Below are 19,222 nucleotides of genomic sequence, written 5' to 3' on the forward strand. Positions count from 1 at the left end.
ACTAAATCTTCCTTCACCTGGCTGAAAGGTGCGTGTTAGGTGGGTCCGTCAAGACTGCGAGCGTTTGCAATCCAACTCCTTTGGAGGTTACGGCATGCTCGGGCTGGTAAAGACCGCACTGCTCAAGCCCTACACGTTTATCGTGCTGGCAATTTTCATCTGCATCATCGGGCCCATGGCGGCCTTGCGTACCCCCACTGACGTATTTCCCGATATTGGCATCCCCGTCGTTGCGGTGGTTTGGCAGTACAACGGCCTGTCTCCGGACGCCATGGCCGGTCGCGTGATCTACACCTACGAACGCTCCCTGAGTACCACCGTCAACGACATCGAGCACATTGAATCGCAGTCGTTACCCGGCATGGGCATCGTGAAGATTTTCTTCCAGCCCGGCGTGGATATCCGCACCGCCAACGCCCAGGTAACAGCGGTGTCACAAACCGTGCTCAAGCAGATGCCACCGGGCATTACGCCGCCGCTGATCCTCAACTACAGCGCCTCTACGGTGCCGATTCTGCAGATGGCGTTCTCCAGCCCCAGCTTGTCGGAAGCGAAGATCCGCGACCTGGTGCAGAACAACATCCGCTTGCCCCTGAGCGCCCTGCCCGGCCTGGCCATGCCCACGCCAATGGGCGGCAAGCAACGCCAGATCACCCTCGACCTCGACCCACAGGCGCTGGCCGCCAAAGGCCTCTCGGCGCAGGACGTAGGCAACGCCCTGGCCCTGCAGAACCAGATTATCCCGGTGGGTACCGCCAAACTCGGCCCCAACGAATACACGATTTTGCTCAACAACAGCCCGAAGGCGATTGATGAGCTCAACGACTTGCCGATCAAGACAGTCGACGGTGCGATCATCACCATCGGCCAGGTGGCCCACGTGCGTGACGGCTCGCCGCCGCAGACCAACATCGTGCGCGTCGACGGCCACCGTGCGGTGCTGATGCCGGCCCTGAAAAACGGCAGCATCTCCACCCTGTCGATCATCGACGGCATCCGCCAGATGCTGCCGCGCATCAATGAAACCCTGCCGCCGTCGCTGAAGACCTCGCTGCTCGGCGACGCCTCGGTGTTCGTCAAACAGTCGGTGGGCAGCGTGGCCCAGGAAGGCATCATCGCCGCCTTGCTGACCAGTGCGATGATCCTGCTGTTCCTCGGCAGCTGGCGCTCGACCATCATCATCGCCGCGTCGATTCCCCTCGCGGTACTGTCGGCCATCGCCCTGCTGGCGGCCACCGGGCAAACCCTCAACGTCATGACCCTCGGCGGGCTGGCGTTGGCGGTGGGGATCCTGGTGGACGACGCCACAGTGACCATCGAGAACATCAACTGGCACCTGGAACAAGGCAAGGCGGTGAAGGACGCGATCCTCGACGGCGCCAAGCAAATCGTCGGCCCGGCGTTCGTGTCCCTGCTGTGTATCTGCATCGTGTTTGTGCCGATGTTCATGCTGCAAGGCATCGCCGGCTACCTGTTCCGCCCGATGGCATTGGCGGTGATTTTCGCCATGGCCAGCTCGTTCATTCTGTCGCGAACCCTGGTGCCGACCCTGGCGATGTTCCTGCTCAAGCCGCACGTGCCGGAGCAAGGTGAAGGTCATCACCCGGAAGATGAATTCATCAACCATCACGAGGGCGACCAGCACAAACCGCAGCGCAACGCGGTGCTGCAATCGGTGCTGAATTTCCAGCAGGGTTTTGAGCGTCACTTCTCCAACGTGCGGGACGTTTACCACGGCCTGCTGACCCTGGCCCTCGGCGCCCGCAAGCGCTTCATCATCGGCTTCCTGGCGTGCATCCTCGCCTCGTTCCTGCTGCTGCCAAGCCTGGGCCAGGACTTCTTCCCGGCCACCGACGCCGGGGCCATGGCCCTGCACGTGCGCTTGCCGCTGGGCACACGCATCGAAGAGAGCGCGGCGGCCTTTGACCGGATCGAAGCGCGGATTCGCGAGATCGTTCCGGCCGACGAACTGGACACCATCGTCGACAACATCGGCATCCCGCTGAGCGGCATCGACATGGCCTACAGCAGCAGTGGCACCATCGGCCCACAGGACGGCGATATCCAGGTCACCCTGAAAAAGGACCATGCGCCCACCGCCGACTACGTGAAAAAACTGCGTGAAGCGTTGCCCGAAAGCTTCCCCGGCAGCCAGTTCGCATTCCTCCCGGCAGACATCAGCAGCCAGATCCTCAACTTCGGTTCGCCGGCCCCGCTGGACGTGAAAATCTCCGGGCGCAGCGATGAAGAAAACCGCGCCTACGCCATCGAACTGGAACGTCGCCTGAAACACATACCGGGCATTGCCGACCTGCGCATCCAGCAGTCCACCGGCTACCCGTCACTGCAAGTCAACGTGGAGCGCATGCGTGCCAACGGCCTGGGCATCACCGAGCGTGACGTAACCAACAGCATGGTTGCGTCCCTGGCCGGCAGCTCGCAAACCGCACCAACGTTCTGGCTCAACCCGGCCAACGGCGTGTCGTATTCGATCGTGGCAGCCACCCCGCAATACCGCCTCGACAGCCTGCCGTCCCTGGAAGCGTTGCCGGTAACCGGTGCCGACGGTCAGTCACAGATCCTCGGCGGCGTGGCGACCATCTCGCGGGTACAAAGCCCGGCGGTGGTGACCCACTACAACATCGAGCCGACCCTGGACTTGTACGCCAACGTGCAAGGCCGCGACCTCGGCGGCGTCGCCAGCGATGTGCAAAAAGTGCTGAACGACATGGCCCCGATGCGCCCCAAAGGCGCGACCATCAGCCTGCACGGGCAGATCGATGCGCTGCATGAAGCGTTCAACGGCTTGAGCTTCGGCCTGCTCGGTGCGGTGGTGCTGATCTATCTGCTGATCGTGGTCAACTTCCAGTCCTGGACCGACCCGTTCGTGATCATCACCGCACTGCCGGCAGCGCTGGCGGGGATCGTGTGGATGCTGTTCCTCAGCGGCACGTCATTGTCGGTGCCCGCACTCACGGGGGCCATCCTCTGTATGGGCGTGGCCACCGCCAACTCGATCCTGGTGGTGAGCTTCTGCCGAGAGCGCCTGGCCGAACATGGCGATGCACTCAAGGCCGCACTGGAAGCCGGCTACACCCGTTTCCGCCCGGTCTGCATGACCGCCCTGGCGATGATCATCGGCATGTTGCCGCTGGCCTTGTCCGAAGAACAAAACGCGCCGCTGGGACGTGCCGTGATCGGCGGCCTGATCCTCGCCACCACTGCCACTTTGCTGTTTGTACCCGTGGTCTTCAGCCTGGTCCACGGTCGTCACCCTACTCGCGCTGCTGCTGGAGAAACTTCACATGTCGTCTGATCACAAACCCTCGCGCAAGCGTCTGATGCTCATGGGTGTCGGCGGCCTGACACTGGCCGCCCTGTTGGTCGCCAACGGCCTGCACGCCCGTACGATGCATGAAAAATCCGTCACCGCCTGGACCGAAACCGCCGCCGTGCCGCAGGTGCTGGTGTTCCAGCCCAAACAGAACGCGGCCGGCGACACCCTGCGCCTGCCCGCGCATCTGGAAGCCTGGAGCAAGGCACCGATTCATGCGCGGGTCAGCGGTTACCTGAAAGACTGGAAAGTCGACATCGGCAGCCAGGTCAAGGCCGGGCAGATTCTCGCCGAGATCGACAGCCCCGACCTCGACCAGCAGGTAGCACAAACCCACGCGCGCATGGTGCAGGAACAGGCCAATGCACGACTGGCAGAAACCACTGCCACCCGCTGGAAAAACCTGCTGGACAGCCATTCGGTATCGCGCCAGGAGGCCGATGAAAAAACCTCGAATGCCCTGGCCGCCAAGGCCAACGCCCAGGCCGCCGAGGCTGACTATGCGCGGCTCTCGGCGCTGGAAGACTACAAGACCATTCGCGCGCCATTCGCCGGTGTGATCACCGCGCGCAACACCGACATCGGCCAGTTGATCAAGGCTGACAGCGACAGCGATCCGGAACTGTTCGACATCGCCGACACCCACCAACTGCGCCTCTACGTGCCGGTGCCGCAGAACTACGCCGCGGTGATTCATCCCGGGCTGGCCGCCCAACTGACGGTACCCGAGCACCCCGGCGAACACTTCAGCGCGAAGCTGATGGGCGACTCCACCGCCATCGACCGCCGCTCCGGCACCCTGCTCGCACAGTTCGTGGCCGACAACCCGGACGGCAAGTTGCTGCCCGGCGACTACGCCGAAGCCACCCTGGCGATTCCGGCGGATACCCATGGCGTGAGCATCCCGGCCAGCGCCCTGATCTTCCGCGCCGAAGGTACCCAGGTCGCGGTACTGGACGCCAAGAACCACGTGCACCTGCAAGACATCCACATCGGCCTCGACCTCGGCGAGCGCCTGGTGATTGACCAGGGCCTGAAACCCACTGACCGCGTAGTCGACAACCCACCCGACGCACTGCGCGAAGGCGACGCCGTGCAAATGGCCGATGCCGGAGGTGCACATGCGCCCAAGGCTTAAACCCCTCGCGGCCCTGGTATTGGTGGCACTGCACGGTTGCTCGCTGGCGCCCACCTACAAGGCGCCGACCATCGACCTGCCGGCCAAGTACCGCGAACAGACCAGCGACGGCCCGTGGCACAGCGCGCAACCGTCCGACCAACTGGCGCCGAAGTGGTGGCAGCTGTATCAGGACCCGCGCCTGAACGACCTGCAGGAACAACTGCTCAAGGCCAACCCGGACCTGGCGGCGGCGCTGGCGCATTTCGATGCGTCCCAGGCGTATGCCAGCCAGTTGCATGCCGGGCTGTTCCCGCAAATAACCGCCAGCGCGCAACCGTTGCGCCAGCGGCAATCGGACAATCGGCCACTGCGGGGTGATACCCAGCCTTCGGTGTACAACAGCAACACGGCGGGGTTTGCGCTGAGCTTCGATCTGGATCTGTGGGGCAAAATCCGCAACCAGGTGGCGGCTGGCGATGCACAGGCCCAAGCCTCCGGGGATGATTTGGCGGTGGCACGCCTGAGCCTGCAGCATCAGTTGGCGACGCTGTACGTGCAGCTCAACGGACTGGATGCCCAGAGCCGGATTCTCAGCAGTTCGCTGGATGATTTTGGCCAGGCGCTGAAACTGACCCGCAGCCGGTACGAGGGGCAGATCGCCTCGGAGCTCGACCTGACCCGGGCGCAGAATCAGCTGGCTGAAGCACAGGCGCAGCTTGACGATGTGCGCGGTCAACGCAATCTCACCGAGCATGCGATTGGTGAATTGGTGGGCGTATCCGCCAGTGAATTCCAGCTGCCGCCGAGCCAGCAATTGATCGCCTTGCCGGGAATTCCACAGCAGTTGCCGAGCCAGTTGCTGCAACGTCGGCCGGATATTGCGGCGGCGGAACGGCGGGTGTTTGCGGCCAACGCGAATATCGGCGTGGCCAAGGCCGCGTGGTACCCGGATTTCAGTTTGACCGGCTTGATTGGCGGGCAGACCCAAGGTGTGGGCAACTTGTTCTCCGCCGCCAATCGGTATTGGGCGCTGGGGCCGCTGGTGAATCTGCCGATCTTTGATGGCGGCCGGCTGAGCGCCAATGAGCGCCAGGCCAAGGCGGAGTTTGAAGAGGCTTCGGCGCACTATCGCAGCCAGGTGTTAAGAGCCGTGCGTGAGGTGGAAGACAACCTTGGGCAACTGCGCGACTTGCAGCAGGAGGCGATGGATGAACAGGCTGCCGCGAATGCCGCCGAACACACACAGGCACTGGCGATGAACAGTTACCAGGCGGGGGCTGTGAGTTACCTGGATGTGGTGACGGCGCAGACGGCGGCGTTGCAGGCGCAGCGCACGTTGCAGGCGGTGCAGACGCGGCAGTTGCAGGCGAGTGTGGGTTTGGTGACGGCATTGGGCGGCGGCTGGTTGCCTGGGGCGTGAGGTTGCTTCCTACAACCGGGATCACATACGGGAGTTTTGTTGATCCGGACGTCAGGGCGCCAAGTAGGCTCCCACAGCCTCGAGTGCTCGAAGCTTCAAATAATCCGCCTTGATGACCGCGTTGTCGGCATGCACCAAATAAATGGTACCCGGTTGGCTGAATACGTCTTTGGTCATGCCAATCGGCTGCCCGCTGCCAACGTAGAACACCGAATAAAAATAGGACTCGAGCTTCAGAAGCTCGCTTAAAAACAGCTCTTTGGTGAAACAACCCGGCGAACGATTGATTAGGCAGACGTTATAGCTGTGCAGCAACAATTCATAACCTACCTGGGCGTCAAGCAAGCGCTCAAATTGTTCCGGCTCAACGATGGACATAACCGTGGCGCGAATCTGCCCCAGTCCTGTCGTCTGTTCGGATACTTCAGGACGAAGAATTCCGTCGGTGCGCGCTGCGATCTCCACAAGTCTGGGACCTTTTTCGGTCAGCATAACCTCCGCGTGGCTAGGGCCATTTTCAATGCCCAGGCTTCTGACGACCTTGCGGGTGTAGTCGACCAGCAGCTCACACTCAGGCTCGGCAGGGCTGACCAGTTCATCAATGTCGTAAATGACGCTACCGCTGTCCAGCCGCTCCTTTCGGTATCTCACCACTTCAGTGACCATCTGCCTCGCGCCCAGGGAGACCATATTCACAACATATTCCACACCAACCAAATATTCCTGGATCAGGACCTGAGCGTTCCTAATATTGAGTCGATTGGTCGTTCCCAAAACCTTTCCGAAGGCGACCTCACAATCTTGCAAATCATCGCAAATATAAACCCCATCCGCGCCTGCACTATCCAGAGGTTTCAGCACCACGGGAAACCTGCCATGCCCCAGGATCCAGGCCTTGGCCGCATTCCATGACTCAACGATAGCCTGTTGCGCGGCTGGCAGCCCAGCGTCGGCGACACAACGGATCATTTCAAACTTGTTCCTGCGCGCCTGAGTTCGGTTGAATTGGTTGCGATAAGGAAGATTGAGCTGCTCGTTGAGCCAATCAGACAACAACACACCGGTTTCAGCCCCAGCGATGATGTACTGGGGATCGAACGTCGCAACGCGTTCGACCGTCGCTTCCAACTGCTTATTGACGATCAGACATTCATAAATCGAGGCATCGAAACCCATGTAGTAATAATCATCGAGCGTCGCGGACGACGCCACATGGATCAACGTACAGCCTCGCTCACGCAACGCTTTCGCGACAAACTTACCGGATGAAAAACCATCGACTATCACGACTCTGCTCATCTCAATCCCCGCCTTTCGAGATACAGACTTGCGATTGCTCGTCCAGAGAGTAAAAAAATAATGACGCCAACCGCCGTGACACTGGCTGCCGAAAACTCCACTCGTGTGTCGAGATATTGAAGCAGCAGGACAAACACCGGCAGTGTCAGCAGTAACAGCGAGACATGGATAGCACTGAGATAATGAATGGTTTTTTGAATCAGATAAATCGGCAGCAAATGGCCAATCACCACTAACGTCAGCATCGGCCAGAACAGCTCAGGGCCCAAGGCAAAACCGACACCCGTCGCGGGAATCAAGACGACACAGGCAATGATCATCACCACATTTCGGACCGCCAGAATTTCATAAACAACCCACTGTCGAGCGAATAGCTTTTTCGAGACGATCGTATACATCACGGTGCCCAACGCGCACACCAGAACGCTGACGATGCCAAGCATTCGCTGCCCGGTAGTGGTGGAAGACACACCACTGTCACCCATGAATGACTTGAACAACATGATTCCCACGGAAATCAGTACCAGCCAGGAAATCAATGTATCCGCCAACGCGGTTTTAACTCTGTTTTTATCAAGAGCAGAGAGGATGAGCGTTAGCGCCGGCCCGCATGCCACTGAGGCCACGCCGACAACGGCAGGTTCCAGATAACGGAGTGCGTAGAATAGGCCGCCCCAGTTCAATAGAACTGCAACATTGACTAAAAAAACTAACAATATGTTTTCGCACAGTTTTAAGATAAGTTTTTTGTTACTTCGCAAGAGCGTAAAACTTAGAAAAAACGCTCCTGAAAAACTGAAGCAGTAAAAAATGACTACCAAGGGATTTATCATTTGGGTAACAAAAGCCACATACACGTCAAATGCAGCACTGATAAAGCAAAAAATCAGCCCAAGCACCATTCCACGCCGCATCAAGCTACTCATTTAAATCACCAGATGGTGTGCAACCTTGACGGGCTTCGAATTGTTTCATCGTATCGATGCCATGCTTTAAGAAGTAACGTATCTTCTATATCACCTAGCTTCATTACTCCTCCTTCAATCCAAAAATTTATTCCGATGCATTTAACCCTATCAAAACATTGCAAAAGTAAATAGCTAGCAAAACGGTTAGGTGCTTGCAAAAAAAACTAACACCTTCAGGTAGCACCGATAACGGAAAAATGAAAAAGGGAACTTTCACACAAGCTGCTCGGATGTGACCTTCATACTATTTAACCCATTATCTGCAGTTACTAGTATCCACTGGGCTCTGGGGCCCTTGGTAAACCTGCCGATCTTCAACGGCGGGCGCCTGAGTGCCAAGCCAAGGCCGAGTTTGAAGAGGCCTCGGCCCACTACCTCAGCCAGGTTTTACGCGCCGTGCGCAAGGTTAAAGATAACTAGGGGCAACTGCCGGATTTGCAGCAGAAAGCGCTGGATGAACAGTTATCTGGCGGGGCTCTGAGTTATCTGGATGTGGTGACGGCGCAGACGGCGGCGTTGCAGGCGCAGCGCACATTGCAAGCGGTGCAGACGCAGCAGTTGCAGGCGAGTGTGGGGTTGGTGACGGCGCTGGGCGGCGGTTGGAAGCCCGACGCCTGATACAAATCTCGAGCCCACCCTGGATCAAATGTGGGAGCTGGCTTGCCTGCGATAGCGGAGTGTCAGGCACTGCAACTGTGTCTGAAACACCGCTATCGCGGGCAAGCCCGGCTCCCACATTTGAGAGGAGTGAAGCCTGACGACTCAGGCGGCCGGTTTGCCGCTGGCAATCGCCACCGACGTGGGTCACGTCAAACATCTCTAGACTGAGCCACCGCCAATTTCAATCTTCCGGCCGACTATTCAGAAAAACACTCACTGCTGTGTAATCGCTGCCATTGGCATGTCGATACAGCGTACTGCTGTGATAGTCAGATACATCCCCCGCCACCGACACATTGATCGTACGGCCCTGAACATCAACTTTTGCCGATGCGTCACGCGTAATTAGAAATGGACTGGCATCCCTCAACGCAGCCAATACTTCACTGTCGTCCTCCAAGGCGCGGTAAACGTAATATCGATAGCTGAACGGAACAGTTGCCCCTCCACGGTCATCCTTGACGCCATAGACGGCCCCGTCAGTGCCAAGTGGCACTCTCATTACAACTTCTGTCAATTGCGGGTGCCCCGGCGATAGCAGCCAATTACCACCGATATACACCAAGCAAAACGCCAATAGGCTCGTAGTGACAACTGAGTAAATCGGCTTTCTAGTAGTTCCTGAACCTGGCATACCTGATTCCTTCCTTGATCCAGTATTGATCGACCGGATCATCACCGAAAGGTGCCTCTCCCCACCAACGACCGAACTCGGGTTTATCCGTGCCCGCTCTGCTTTGAGCAAGCCCCGCTGCGCGCAAAAGCACTTCTTCGCTGAAACCAGCAGCTGTCCCCACGGCGCCATAATGAAAGTTTCCAAAGGCTTCATATTCTTTGGAAATCTTCTTGTAGTCCCAAGGACCGCGATTGCGGACCTGAGTATAAAACCAAGAGTACATAAACGCGGAACCAGCCTTCAGCACATTCTTTTTGTGGAACGCGGTAGCCATATTTTCGTCGAGCGATACGCCGGGTGGTGGCATAGGGTTCGCCATCAAATGCTTCCTCTGCATTAGGTTTTTGCGTGTCGGAACCTAACACTGGAAGCCCGAAATAATGAGCGGCACGAAGAACAAAAGAGATTTCGTACAAAGGAGCAGGACATGCCTTACAACCCATCCTCGAAGCGACATATTTCCTACGCTTCTTTCGGGTTGCTGGTCGGAACGGGCACCACTAGTCTTCGCCAGTCGCTGCCAATTCAGCGACCGGACGTGAGAAATCCGAACGACTCCATTGGCGCAAAAGCGCCCGCCGTATACAGTGCAGGCGCTTTTTCTGTGCTCGCTGTTATGGCGGCTGTGCGCGGGCACGCTTCGGCGTGGCCAAGCTCCTGGGGTCTTGGTTTTCTCACTCCGCGTACAGCTGCCACCTTCGTTCGTGAGAAAACCCTGGTGGTAGTCTCTAACTCTCCAGGAACTGCATCATGATCAAAGACAGTCCAAATCCTCTTTCCGATTCAAACCTGCTCTTCACCCTCCGCCCTGGTCTCGATACCGAAACCCTGCTGCTTAATGCCTCTCAGGATCTGGAATCTATCAATGCCATCGCCGCGCACTTGGCCTTTGAGGTTGATGGTTCACAGCGCAGCGTGATGCTGGGGATGTGTCGGATGCTGGAGGGCGTGCAGTTGCTTGTAGATCGGGTGGTGGATGCGAGGGTAGCCGTGAGCTGACCTATAAATGTGGGAGCTGGCTTGCCTGCGATAGCGGAGTGTCAGGCACTGCAACTGTGTCTGAAACACCGCTATCGCGGGCAAGCCCGGCTCCCACATTTGAGAGGAGTGAAGCCTGTCGACTCAGGCAGCCAGTTTGCCGCTGGCGATTGCCACCGAAGCTGCCACCATCGCCCTCAGCAACACCGCACACCCCGCCGCCAAATCATCCGGCGCCGCGTTCTCGATTTCGTTATGGCTGATGCCACCTTCACACGGCACAAAGATCATCCCCGCGGGCCCCAGTTCCGCGACGAAAATCGCGTCATGCCCTGCCCCGCTCACGATATCCATGTTGGACAACCCCAACCCATTGGCCGCATCACGCACGGCATCCACGCAGCCTTTGTCGAAGTACAGCGGCGGGAAGTCAGCGGTGGGTGTCATCTCGAACGTGAGGCCGTGCTTGGCGCAGGTTTCGTCAATCACTTTGCGCACCTGGGCAATCATCGAATCCAACCGCGCCGGTTCCAGATGGCGGAAGTCCAAGGTCATGCGCACTTCGCCAGGAATGACGTTGCGTGAGCCCGGATACGCTTGCAGGCAACCGACGGTGCCGCAGGCGTGAGGCTGATGACCCAACGCCGCCGCGTTAACTGCAGCCACCACGGCCGCGGCACCGACCAGGGCATCCTTGCGCAGGTGCATCGGGGTCGGCCCCGCATGCGCCTCGACACCCCGCAGTTTCAGGTCGAACCATTTCTGGCCAAGGGCGCCCAGCACCACACCGATGGTTTTCTTTTCATCCTCAAGAATCGGACCTTGCTCGATATGTGCTTCGAAATATGCGCCCACCTTGTGCCCGCTCACCGGGCGTGATCCGGCATACCCAATGGCATTCAGCGCATCGCCCACGGTCACGCCGTCGGCATCCGTCTTGGCCAGCGTGTCGGCCAGGGTGAATTTCTCGGCAAACACCCCGGAGCCCATCATGCATGGAGGAAAGCGCGAGCCTTCTTCGTTGGTCCACACCACCACTTCCAGCGGCGCTTCGGTTTCCACCTTCAGGTCATTGAGGGTGCGCAATACCTCAACGCCCGCCAGCACGCCAAAACAGCCATCAAACTTGCCGCCGGTGGGCTGGGTGTCGATATGGCTGCCGGTCATCACCGGCGGCAACTGGGGATTGCGCCCCGGCCGGCGGGCGAAGATATTGCCGACGCCATCGATGGTCACGGTACAGCCCGCTTCCTCGCACCACTTCACAAACAGGTCGCGGGCCTGGCGATCGAGGTCGGTCAGGGCCAGGCGGCAGACGCCGCCCTTGGGGGTGGCGCCGAGCTTGGCGAGTTCCATCAGGGACAGCCACAGACGATCGCGGTTGATGTGCTGATGGGTGGATTGCAGAACGTCTATGGCAGCGTTCATGGGGATCTCCTCAGGCAGTAGTTCTTATGAATTTGACCAGACTCTCACTGGAGGACTGCGATCAAAAATGTGGGAGCGGGCTTGCTCGCGAAGGCGGTGATTCAGCTAACACATCTGGCGACTGGCACACCGTATTCGCGAGCAAGCCCGCTCCCACATTTGATTGCATTCCACATCGATTAAAGCGGTGTTTTCACCGCGACCACACGAGCCCCGCGTTTCATGCAGAGGGCGTAATACAATAGGCCACCTAGCGCCGAGCCGGTGAACCAGCCATAGCTGTAGAACCAGCTGAACGCGTCGCTGCCCAGGGACAGCAACGTCAACACCACCGGCACGCCAAACGCCAGGAAGCCATGCCAGTTCCACGCCGGGTACACGTCATCGCGATACAAACCGGCGAGGTCCAGTTGCTGTTTCTTGATGATGAAATAGTCCACCACCATGATCCCGGCGATCGGCCCCAAGAGGCTTGAGTAACCCAGCAACCAGTTGGAATAGACGGTTTCCAGGCTCACGTCGGAAATGATCAGCCCGAGCTTTTTCAGCAGTTCGTGGGCCATCAGCGCCAGGCCCACCAGGCCGGTGAGCACCACCGCTGTGGTGCGGTTGATCAGCTTGGGGGCGATGTTCTGGAAGTCGTTGGTGGGCGAGACGATGTTCGCCGCGGTGTTGGTGGACAAGGTGGCGATGATGATCAGCGCCATGGCCACGGCTACCCACACCGGGCTCTGGATATGGCCGATCAGGGTCACCGGATCGGAGACGCTGACGCCCACCAGTTTTACCGAGGCGGCGGTCATGATCACGCCGAGGGCGGCGAACAGGAACATGGTCAGCGGCAGGCCGAAAATCTGCCCGAGGATCTGGTCTTTCTGACTCTTGGCGTAGCGGCTGAAGTCGGGGATGTTCAATGACAAGGTGGCCCAGAAACCCACCATCGCCGTCAGGCCTGCCATGAAGTAGCCGGTGAGGCTCGCGCCTTCGGGACGCTTGGGCGGGATCGCCATCAACTCGGTCAGCGAGACATTCGGCAGCGCCCACACCAGCAGCCCGATTCCCACCGCTACCAGCAGCGGAGCAGACAGGGTTTCCAGCCATTTGATCGACTCGGCGCCACGCAATACCACCCACAGGTTCAGGGTCCAGAAGATCATGAAGCCGATCACTTCACCGGTGCCACCAAGGGACTTCCAACCCTCGAAAACCGAGCCCAGGAACAGGTGAATCGCCAACCCGCCAAACATCGTCTGGATGCCGAACCAGCCGCACGCCACCAGGGCGCGAATCAGGCACGGCACGTTGGAGCCAAGCACACCGAAGGACGAGCGCAGCAACACCGGGAACGGGATGCCGTACTTGGTGCCGGGGAAGGCGTTGAGGGTCAGTGGGATCAACACCACGATATTGGCCAGCAGGATCGCCATCAGCGCCTCGCCCACCGACAACCCGAAGTACGCGGTGAGCACGCCGCCCAGGGTGTAGGTCGGCACACACACCGACATGCCGATCCACAGCGCGGTGATATGCCACTTGTTCCAGGTGCGTTCGCGCACCTTGGTCGGTGCCATGTCGTGGTTGTAGCGGGGGCTGTCGAGGACGTCGGGGCCGGCGTCGAGTTCGTACAGGCCGTTGCGCTCAATGACTTGCGATCTGTTCTGTTGCATGGCCGCTCCACGGTTTTTTCGAATTATTTTTGCTCACCCCGTGACGTGCACGGGATGGCCGGAGTACCTCGTTGACAACATGACATCCGGGACCCGGCCAGCCGCCACCGCACTCAATAACCGTGCCGTAAACCGTCAACCTGCCCGCACCGCTTGTATAACTTGCTGATGTTTATCAGCTTTATTGTCTCGACCGAAGAGCCCCTCGTTACTTTCAGCGTTACTCAGGCCAACTAACGCAGAAGTTGTCCGAACCCTCAGGACTCAATCTGGTGCAACACAATTATTTTTATTTACCGGCCCCGTCAAGAGGCATGTCTCAAGCGTCTGATTTGCAATAGGAAATGTTGCTCATATTGTGAACCTGTCAAGTGCGTCAAAATGGTGAGAGGCCGCTACATTTTGGTGATTTTGATTTTTTATCGTTAAAATTCAATCAGTTATTACATACATAAGCTTATAAAAAATATTCTTGCTCATTCGAAAAACTCGGGCTAGTTTCTATTCCTGTCACCGCTGACAGGAATTAACTTTCCAGCGGCGCGATGCATGACAACACTTAGAACTGGCACAAGCCGGTCAAGCCTGTGAGGAACTCGACATGTCGCTGTTGATCCGTGGCGCTACCGTTATTACCCATGATGAAAGTTACCGAGCCGATGTTTTATGCGCAGACGGTCTAATCCGCGCCATTGGCACTGATCTGGATATTCCCGCCGGCACCGAGATACTCGACGGCAGCGGTCAATACCTGATGCCCGGCGGCATCGACCCCCATACCCATATGCAGTTGCCCTTCATGGGCACCGTGGCCAGTGAAGATTTTTTCAGTGGCACGGCCGCCGGGTTGGCGGGCGGCACCACGTCGATCATCGACTTCGTGATTCCCAACCCGCAGCAATCCCTGCTGGAAGCCTTCCATCAGTGGCGCGGCTGGGCCGAGAAGTCGGCGTCCGACTACGGCTTTCACGTCGCGATTACCTGGTGGAGCGAGCAGGTCCGCGAGGAAATGGCCGAGCTGGTGAGCCAACACGGCATCAACAGCTTCAAGCATTTCATGGCGTACAAGAACGCAATCATGGCCGCCGACGACACCTTGGTGGCGAGCTTCGAACGCTGCCTGGAACTGGGTGCGGTACCGACGGTGCATGCCGAAAACGGCGAGCTGGTGTATCACCTGCAACGCAAGCTGATGGCCCAGGGCATTACCGGGCCTGAAGCGCATCCGCTGTCGCGGCCTTCGCAGGTGGAAGGCGAAGCTGCCAGCCGGGCGATCAGGATTGCCGAAACCATCGGCACGCCGCTGTACCTGGTGCACGTGTCCACCAAGGAAGCGCTGGATGAAATCACCTACGCCCGCAGCAAGGGCCAGCCGGTGTACGGCGAAGTATTGGCCGGGCATCTGCTGTTGGACGACAGCGTGTATCAACACCCCGACTGGCAGACCGCCGCCGGCTATGTGATGAGCCCGCCCTTCCGCCCGCGCGGGCATCAGGAGGCACTGTGGCATGGCCTGCAATCGGGCAACCTGCACACCACCGCCACCGACCATTGCTGCTTCTGCGCCGAGCAAAAAGCCGCCGGGCGGGATGACTTCAGCAAGATTCCCAATGGCACTGCCGGTATCGAAGACCGCATGGCGCTGTTGTGGGATGAGGGCGTGAACACTGGGCGCTTGTCGATGCAGGAATTCGTTGCGCTGACGTCTACCAACACCGCGAAGATCTTCAACCTGTACCCGCGTAAAGGTGCGATCCGCGTGGGGGCCGATGCTGACCTGGTGCTGTGGGACCCGCAAGGCACACGGACCATTTCCGCGAAGACTCACCACCAGAAAGTCGACTTCAACATCTTCGAAGGCAAGACCGTGCGCGGCGTGCCGAGCCATACCATCAGCCAGGGCAAGCTGGTCTGGGCGGATGGGGATTTGCGCGCCGAACGGGGTGCGGGTCGGTATATCGAACGGCCGACGTATCCGCCGGTGTTTGAGCAGTTGAGCAAGCGGGCGGAGCGTTCCAGGCCGGTTGCTGTGAAACGCTGAGGCCGCCATTCGCGCGCAAGCCCGCTCCCACATTCGACTGCATTTATCCTGCTGGAATGGGGACGAATGTGGGAGCGGGCTTGCTCGCGAAGAGGCCGGTACAGGCAACAAAAAAACCACTGCCCACCAGAGGCAGCACCTCAAAAACCGTGAGGCCAATACCGTGATCCAGACCCTGAACCATCTTCCCCACCCCCATGAAGATGCGGCGGCCCTCGCCGCGCATTTCACCGACCTGGCGCCGCCGCTCAATGCCCGGCAAGCCCAACTGGAAGCGTCGCGCTGCCTCTACTGCTACGACGCGCCGTGCGTCAACGCGTGCCCCAGCGAGATCGATATCCCGTCGTTCATCCGCAATATCCACACGGAGAACGTCCAGGGCGCCGCGCAGAAGATTCTCTCGGCGAATATCCTCGGCGGCAGTTGCGCCCGGGTCTGCCCGACGGAAATCCTCTGCCAGCAAGCCTGCGTGCGCAACAATGCCGAGGAATGCGCCCCGGTGCTGATCGGCCTGTTGCAGCGTTACGCGGTGGACAACGCGCACTTCAGCGAACACCCGTTCCAGCGCGCCGCGCCCACCGGCAAGCGCATCGCGGTGGTCGGCGCCGGGCCTGCGGGTTTGTCCTGCGCCCATCGCAGCGCCCTGCACGGCCATGACGTGGTGATTTTCGAAGCCCGGGAAAAAGCCGGCGGCCTGAATGAATACGGGATCGCCAAGTACAAGCTGGTGGATGACTTCGCGCAAAAGGAACTGGATTTCCTCCTGCAAATTGGCGGCATCGAGATCCGTCACGGCCAGCGCCTGGGCGACAACCTGACCTTGAGCGAACTGCACCAGCAGTTCGATGCAGTGTTCCTCGGCCTTGGCCTGGCTGCCAGCAAACAGCTCGGCCTGCCACACGAAGACGCCCCCGGCCTGCTCGCCGCCACCGACTACATCCGTGAACTGCGCCAGGCCGACGACCTCAGTCAACTGCCCCTGGCCGACCGTTGCATCGTGCTCGGCGCCGGCAACACGGCCATCGACATGGCGGTGCAAATGGCCCGCCTCGGTGCCCGTGACGTCAACCTGGTGTATCGCCGTGGCCTGGCTGAAATGGGCGCCACCGGCCATGAGCAGGACATCGCCAAGGCCAACCAGGTACGCCTGCTGACCTGGGCCCAGCCCGAAGAAGTGTTGCTCGACGACCAGGGCCATGTGCGCGGCATGCGTTTCGCCCGCACCCGCATGGTCGATGGCCGCCTGCAAGCCACCGGCGAGACCTTCGAACTGGCCGCCGACGCGATCTTCAAGGCCATCGGCCAAGGCTTCGACGACGAGGCGCTGCACGACCCGCTGGCCCACCAACTGCAACGCCAGGGCGATCGGATCTTCGTCAACGAACAGCTGCGCACCAGCATCCCCGGTGTGTACGCCGGCGGCGATTGCGTCAGCCTCGGCCAGGACCTCACCGTCCAGGCCGTGCAACACGGCAAGCTGGCCGCTGAAGCCATGCACGCCCAACTCATGCTGAATGTGGAGGCTGCGTAATGGCCGATCTCTCGATTGTATTCGCCGGTATCAAAGCCCCCAATCCGTTCTGGCTGGCCTCCGCGCCGCCTACCGACAAGGCCTACAACGTGGTCCGCGCCTTTGAAGCAGGCTGGGGCGGCGTGGTCTGGAAAACCCTCGGCGAAGACCCGGCAGCGGTCAACGTCTCATCGCGCTACTCGGCGCACTTCGGCGCCAACCGTGAAGTGCTCGGCATCAACAATATCGAGCTGATTACCGACCGCTCCCTGGAGATCAACCTGCGGGAAATCACCCAGGTGAAAAAGGACTGGCCGGACCGCGCGCTGATCGTGTCATTGATGGTGCCGTGTGTTGAGGAGTCGTGGAAACACATCCTGCCACTGGTGGAAGCCACCGGCTGCGACGGCATCGAGCTGAACTTCGGCTGCCCCCACGGCATGCCGGAACGCGGCATGGGCGCGGCGGTGGGCCAGGTGCCGGAGTATGTGGAACAGGTGACGCGCTGGTGCAAGACCTATTGCTCGCTGCCGGTGATCGTCAAGCTCACGCCGAACATCACCGACATACGCGTGGCGGCGCGGGCGGCCTATCGCGGTGGCGCGGATGCGGTGTCGCTGATCAACACCATCAACTCCATCACCAGTGTCGACCTGGAGCGCATGGTCGCCCTGCCGATGGTCGGCACCCAAAGCACCCACGGGGGTTACTGCGGCTCGGCGGTGAAACCCATCGCACTGAACATGGTGGCGGAGATTGCCCGGGACCCACAGACACAAGGCTTGCCGATCTGCGGGATTGGCGGGATTGGCAACTGGCGCGATGCAGCGGAATTCGTCGCGCTGGGCTGCGGCGCGGTGCAGGTGTGCACGGCGGCGATGCTGCATGGGTTTCGGATTGTCGAAGAAATGAAGGACGGGCTGTCGCGGTGGATGGACAGCCAGGGTTACAGCAGCCTGCAGGAATTTTCCGGGCGGGCGGTGGGCAATACGACGGATTGGAAGTACCTGGATATCAATTACCAGGTGATCGCCAAAATTGACCAGGCGGCATGTATTGGCTGTGGGCGTTGCCATATTGCCTGTGAAGATACGTCGCACCAGGCGATTGCCAGCTTGAAGCAGGCAGATGGGACACATAAATACGAGGTGATCGATGATGAGTGCGTGGGGTGCAACCTGTGCCAGATCACCTGCCCGGTGGCGGACTGTATCGAGATGGTGCCGGTGGATACCGGGAAGCCGTTTTTGAACTGGACGCAGGATCCGAGGAACCCCTACCGCGAGGCGGTGTAGCCTGAATGATCGTTCCCACGCTCCGCGTGGGAATGCATCCGTTGACGCTCCGCGTCACGACCTTAAGAACGGACGCAGAGCGTCCAGGCGGCATTCCCACGCGGAGCGTGGGAACGATCTAGGGCTCCAACCCGATCCCCCGCAGGATCACACTCGTCACCGTCTGCACCGCCCGCTCAAACTGCATGTCCGACAACGGCTGATGGTCATTCAGGATCTTCACCTGATGATCAAAGTCGGCATAGTGCTGGGTCGACGCCCAGATCATATACAGCAGGCTCGACGGCTCCACCGGCAAAATCCGCTTGTCCTCCACCCACTGGCGAATCTTCGCTTCCTTCATCTTGGCCCAGTCATACAGGCTCACATCCAGCGCCTCCCCCAGGGTTGGCGCGCCGTGGATGATTTCATTCGCCCAGACTTTCGAACCATAAGGCCGGCTGCGGGAATGTTGCATCTTGGCGCGGATGTAGCTACTGAGCACCACCCGCGGGTCGTCGAACATCTCGAAGCACAAGGCGTCCTGCTTCCACACCTCCAGCAGGTCGAACAACACCGCGCTGTACAGCTCGCTCTTGGTACTGAAGTAGTAATGCAGGTTGGAGCGCGGCAGTTGCACTTCTTCAGCGATGTCGGCCATGGCGGTGCTGCCATAGCCCTTCTCGGCGAAGACCTTTTCAGCCGCCAGCAGAATCTTTTCGACGTTGACCCGACGAATACCGATCTTGTGATTGCCCATAAGGGCTCCCTGACAACAACATGGCTTCAAGACTACCATCCGCTCTAGATCGCGGCGACACGCCACTGTGAAACTTCGTACAAGAAC

14 protein-coding genes and 1 pseudogene are annotated in these 19,222 nt (G+C 59.5%); 8 read left to right on the forward strand and 7 right to left on the reverse strand.

Annotation, left to right across the window (positions count from 1 at the left end; all coding sequences use genetic code 11):
• The first annotated feature begins 94 nt into the window (after positions 1–94).
• The 3 genes from V6607_RS21630 to V6607_RS21640 are packed head-to-tail and all read left to right on the forward strand — an operon-like array spanning position 95 to position 5,874.
• Entirely contained in the window at positions 95–3,316 is a 3,222-nt protein-coding gene (locus V6607_RS21630) for an efflux RND transporter permease subunit (RefSeq protein WP_134327012.1), read from the forward strand.
• The gene (locus tag V6607_RS21635; RefSeq protein WP_003207841.1) at positions 3,306–4,472 is read left to right on the forward strand and encodes an efflux RND transporter periplasmic adaptor subunit; all 1,167 of its coding nucleotides are present in this window, start codon (positions 3,306–3,308) and stop codon (positions 4,470–4,472) included. Before V6607_RS21630 ends, V6607_RS21635 begins: the two co-directional genes overlap by 11 nt.
• Entirely contained in the window at positions 4,456–5,874 is a 1,419-nt protein-coding gene (locus tag V6607_RS21640; RefSeq protein ID WP_134327013.1) for an efflux transporter outer membrane subunit, read from the forward strand. Before V6607_RS21635 ends, V6607_RS21640 begins: the two co-directional genes overlap by 17 nt.
• A 51-nt stretch (positions 5,875–5,925) precedes the next feature.
• Here the strand turns inward: V6607_RS21640 and V6607_RS21645 are convergent, their stop codons facing one another.
• Both V6607_RS21645 and V6607_RS21650 read right to left on the reverse strand, forming a co-directional pair.
• A complete protein-coding gene (locus V6607_RS21645; RefSeq protein ID WP_087693202.1) occupies positions 5,926–7,173 on the reverse strand; it encodes an ATP-grasp domain-containing protein in 1,248 nt (415 codons plus the stop codon).
• On the reverse strand, positions 7,170–8,099 hold the full coding sequence (locus tag V6607_RS21650) for a DMT family transporter (protein ID WP_087693201.1): 930 nt from the start codon (positions 8,097–8,099) through the stop codon (positions 7,170–7,172). Before V6607_RS21650 ends, V6607_RS21645 begins: the two co-directional genes overlap by 4 nt.
• Before the next feature lie 298 nt (positions 8,100–8,397).
• Between V6607_RS21650 and V6607_RS21655 the strand changes: the two are divergent.
• Positions 8,398–8,759: pseudogene (locus V6607_RS21655) on the forward strand (RND transporter); the annotation flags it as partial.
• A gap of 223 nt (positions 8,760–8,982) precedes the next feature.
• Here the strand turns inward: V6607_RS21655 and V6607_RS21660 are convergent.
• Positions 8,983–9,303 (reverse strand): hypothetical protein, encoded by a 321-nt coding sequence (locus tag V6607_RS21660; protein ID WP_226476354.1) that lies wholly within the window; start codon positions 9,301–9,303, stop codon positions 8,983–8,985.
• A gap of 109 nt (positions 9,304–9,412) precedes the next feature.
• Positions 9,413–9,751, reverse strand: a complete 339-nt coding sequence (locus V6607_RS21665) for a polymorphic toxin type 44 domain-containing protein (protein WP_087693213.1) — start codon at positions 9,749–9,751, stop codon at positions 9,413–9,415.
• 476 nt (positions 9,752–10,227) lie between these two features.
• Here V6607_RS21665 and V6607_RS21670 point away from each other — a divergent pair, with 476 nt between their 5' ends.
• Positions 10,228–10,476 carry a hypothetical protein gene (locus V6607_RS21670; protein WP_087693199.1) on the forward strand — a complete coding sequence of 83 codons (249 nt, stop codon included), beginning with the start codon at positions 10,228–10,230 and terminating at the stop codon, positions 10,474–10,476.
• Between the two features lie 123 nt (positions 10,477–10,599).
• On the opposite strand, the gene V6607_RS21675 is transcribed toward V6607_RS21670, so the two are convergent.
• Together V6607_RS21675 and V6607_RS21680 are read right to left on the reverse strand one after the other, a co-directional pair.
• Positions 10,600–11,883 carry a Zn-dependent hydrolase gene (locus V6607_RS21675; protein WP_087693198.1) on the reverse strand — a complete coding sequence of 428 codons (1,284 nt, stop codon included), beginning with the start codon at positions 11,881–11,883 and terminating at the stop codon, positions 10,600–10,602.
• Positions 11,884–12,062: 179 nt separating this feature from the next.
• A complete protein-coding gene (locus tag V6607_RS21680; protein ID WP_102369544.1) occupies positions 12,063–13,550 on the reverse strand; it encodes an NCS1 family nucleobase:cation symporter-1 in 1,488 nt (495 codons plus the stop codon).
• A gap of 601 nt (positions 13,551–14,151) precedes the next feature.
• On the opposite strand from V6607_RS21680, the gene hydA reads away from it, so the two are divergent.
• From hydA to preA, 3 genes are all read left to right on the forward strand, one after another.
• Positions 14,152–15,591 carry a dihydropyrimidinase gene (hydA, locus tag V6607_RS21685; RefSeq protein WP_003207833.1) on the forward strand — a complete coding sequence of 480 codons (1,440 nt, stop codon included), beginning with the start codon at positions 14,152–14,154 and terminating at the stop codon, positions 15,589–15,591.
• 163 nt (positions 15,592–15,754) lie between these two features.
• On the forward strand, positions 15,755–17,122 hold the full coding sequence (locus tag V6607_RS21690; RefSeq protein ID WP_003207831.1) for an NAD(P)-dependent oxidoreductase: 1,368 nt from the start codon (positions 15,755–15,757) through the stop codon (positions 17,120–17,122).
• Positions 17,122–18,396 carry an NAD-dependent dihydropyrimidine dehydrogenase subunit PreA gene (gene preA / locus V6607_RS21695; protein WP_003207829.1) on the forward strand — a complete coding sequence of 425 codons (1,275 nt, stop codon included), beginning with the start codon at positions 17,122–17,124 and terminating at the stop codon, positions 18,394–18,396. Before V6607_RS21690 ends, preA begins: the two co-directional genes overlap by 1 nt.
• Positions 18,397–18,514: 118 nt before the next feature.
• Here preA and V6607_RS21700 read toward each other — a convergent pair whose 3' ends face one another.
• Positions 18,515–19,135, reverse strand: a complete 621-nt coding sequence (locus V6607_RS21700) for a TetR/AcrR family transcriptional regulator (RefSeq protein WP_003207828.1) — start codon at positions 19,133–19,135, stop codon at positions 18,515–18,517.
• Between the last annotated feature and the right edge of the window lie 87 nt (positions 19,136–19,222).

It is taken from the genome of Pseudomonas sp. KK18 (genome assembly GCF_037094675.1).
Lineage (GTDB): Bacteria > Pseudomonadota > Gammaproteobacteria > Pseudomonadales > Pseudomonadaceae > Aquipseudomonas.

Excerpts from the sequence above, each read along its gene's own strand:
- V6607_RS21630 (WP_134327012.1), top strand. The coding sequence starts at position 95 with ATGCTCGGGCTGGTAAAGACCGCACTGCTCAAGCCCTACACGTTTATC.
- V6607_RS21635 (WP_003207841.1), top strand. The coding sequence starts at position 3,306 with ATGTCGTCTGATCACAAACCCTCGCGCAAGCGTCTGATGCTCATGGGT.
- V6607_RS21640 (WP_134327013.1), top strand. The coding sequence starts at position 4,456 with ATGCGCCCAAGGCTTAAACCCCTCGCGGCCCTGGTATTGGTGGCACTG.
- V6607_RS21645 (WP_087693202.1), bottom strand. The coding sequence starts at position 7,173 with ATGAGCAGAGTCGTGATAGTCGATGGTTTTTCATCCGGTAAGTTTGTC.
- V6607_RS21650 (WP_087693201.1), bottom strand. The coding sequence starts at position 8,099 with ATGAGTAGCTTGATGCGGCGTGGAATGGTGCTTGGGCTGATTTTTTGC.
- V6607_RS21660 (WP_226476354.1), bottom strand. The coding sequence starts at position 9,303 with ATGAGAGTGCCACTTGGCACTGACGGGGCCGTCTATGGCGTCAAGGAT.
- V6607_RS21665 (WP_087693213.1), bottom strand. The coding sequence starts at position 9,751 with ATGGCTACCGCGTTCCACAAAAAGAATGTGCTGAAGGCTGGTTCCGCG.
- V6607_RS21670 (WP_087693199.1), top strand. The coding sequence starts at position 10,228 with ATGATCAAAGACAGTCCAAATCCTCTTTCCGATTCAAACCTGCTCTTC.
- V6607_RS21675 (WP_087693198.1), bottom strand. The coding sequence starts at position 11,883 with ATGAACGCTGCCATAGACGTTCTGCAATCCACCCATCAGCACATCAAC.
- V6607_RS21680 (WP_102369544.1), bottom strand. The coding sequence starts at position 13,550 with ATGCAACAGAACAGATCGCAAGTCATTGAGCGCAACGGCCTGTACGAA.
- hydA (WP_003207833.1), top strand. The coding sequence starts at position 14,152 with ATGTCGCTGTTGATCCGTGGCGCTACCGTTATTACCCATGATGAAAGT.
- preA (WP_003207829.1), top strand. The coding sequence starts at position 17,122 with ATGGCCGATCTCTCGATTGTATTCGCCGGTATCAAAGCCCCCAATCCG.
- V6607_RS21700 (WP_003207828.1), bottom strand. The coding sequence starts at position 19,135 with ATGGGCAATCACAAGATCGGTATTCGTCGGGTCAACGTCGAAAAGATT.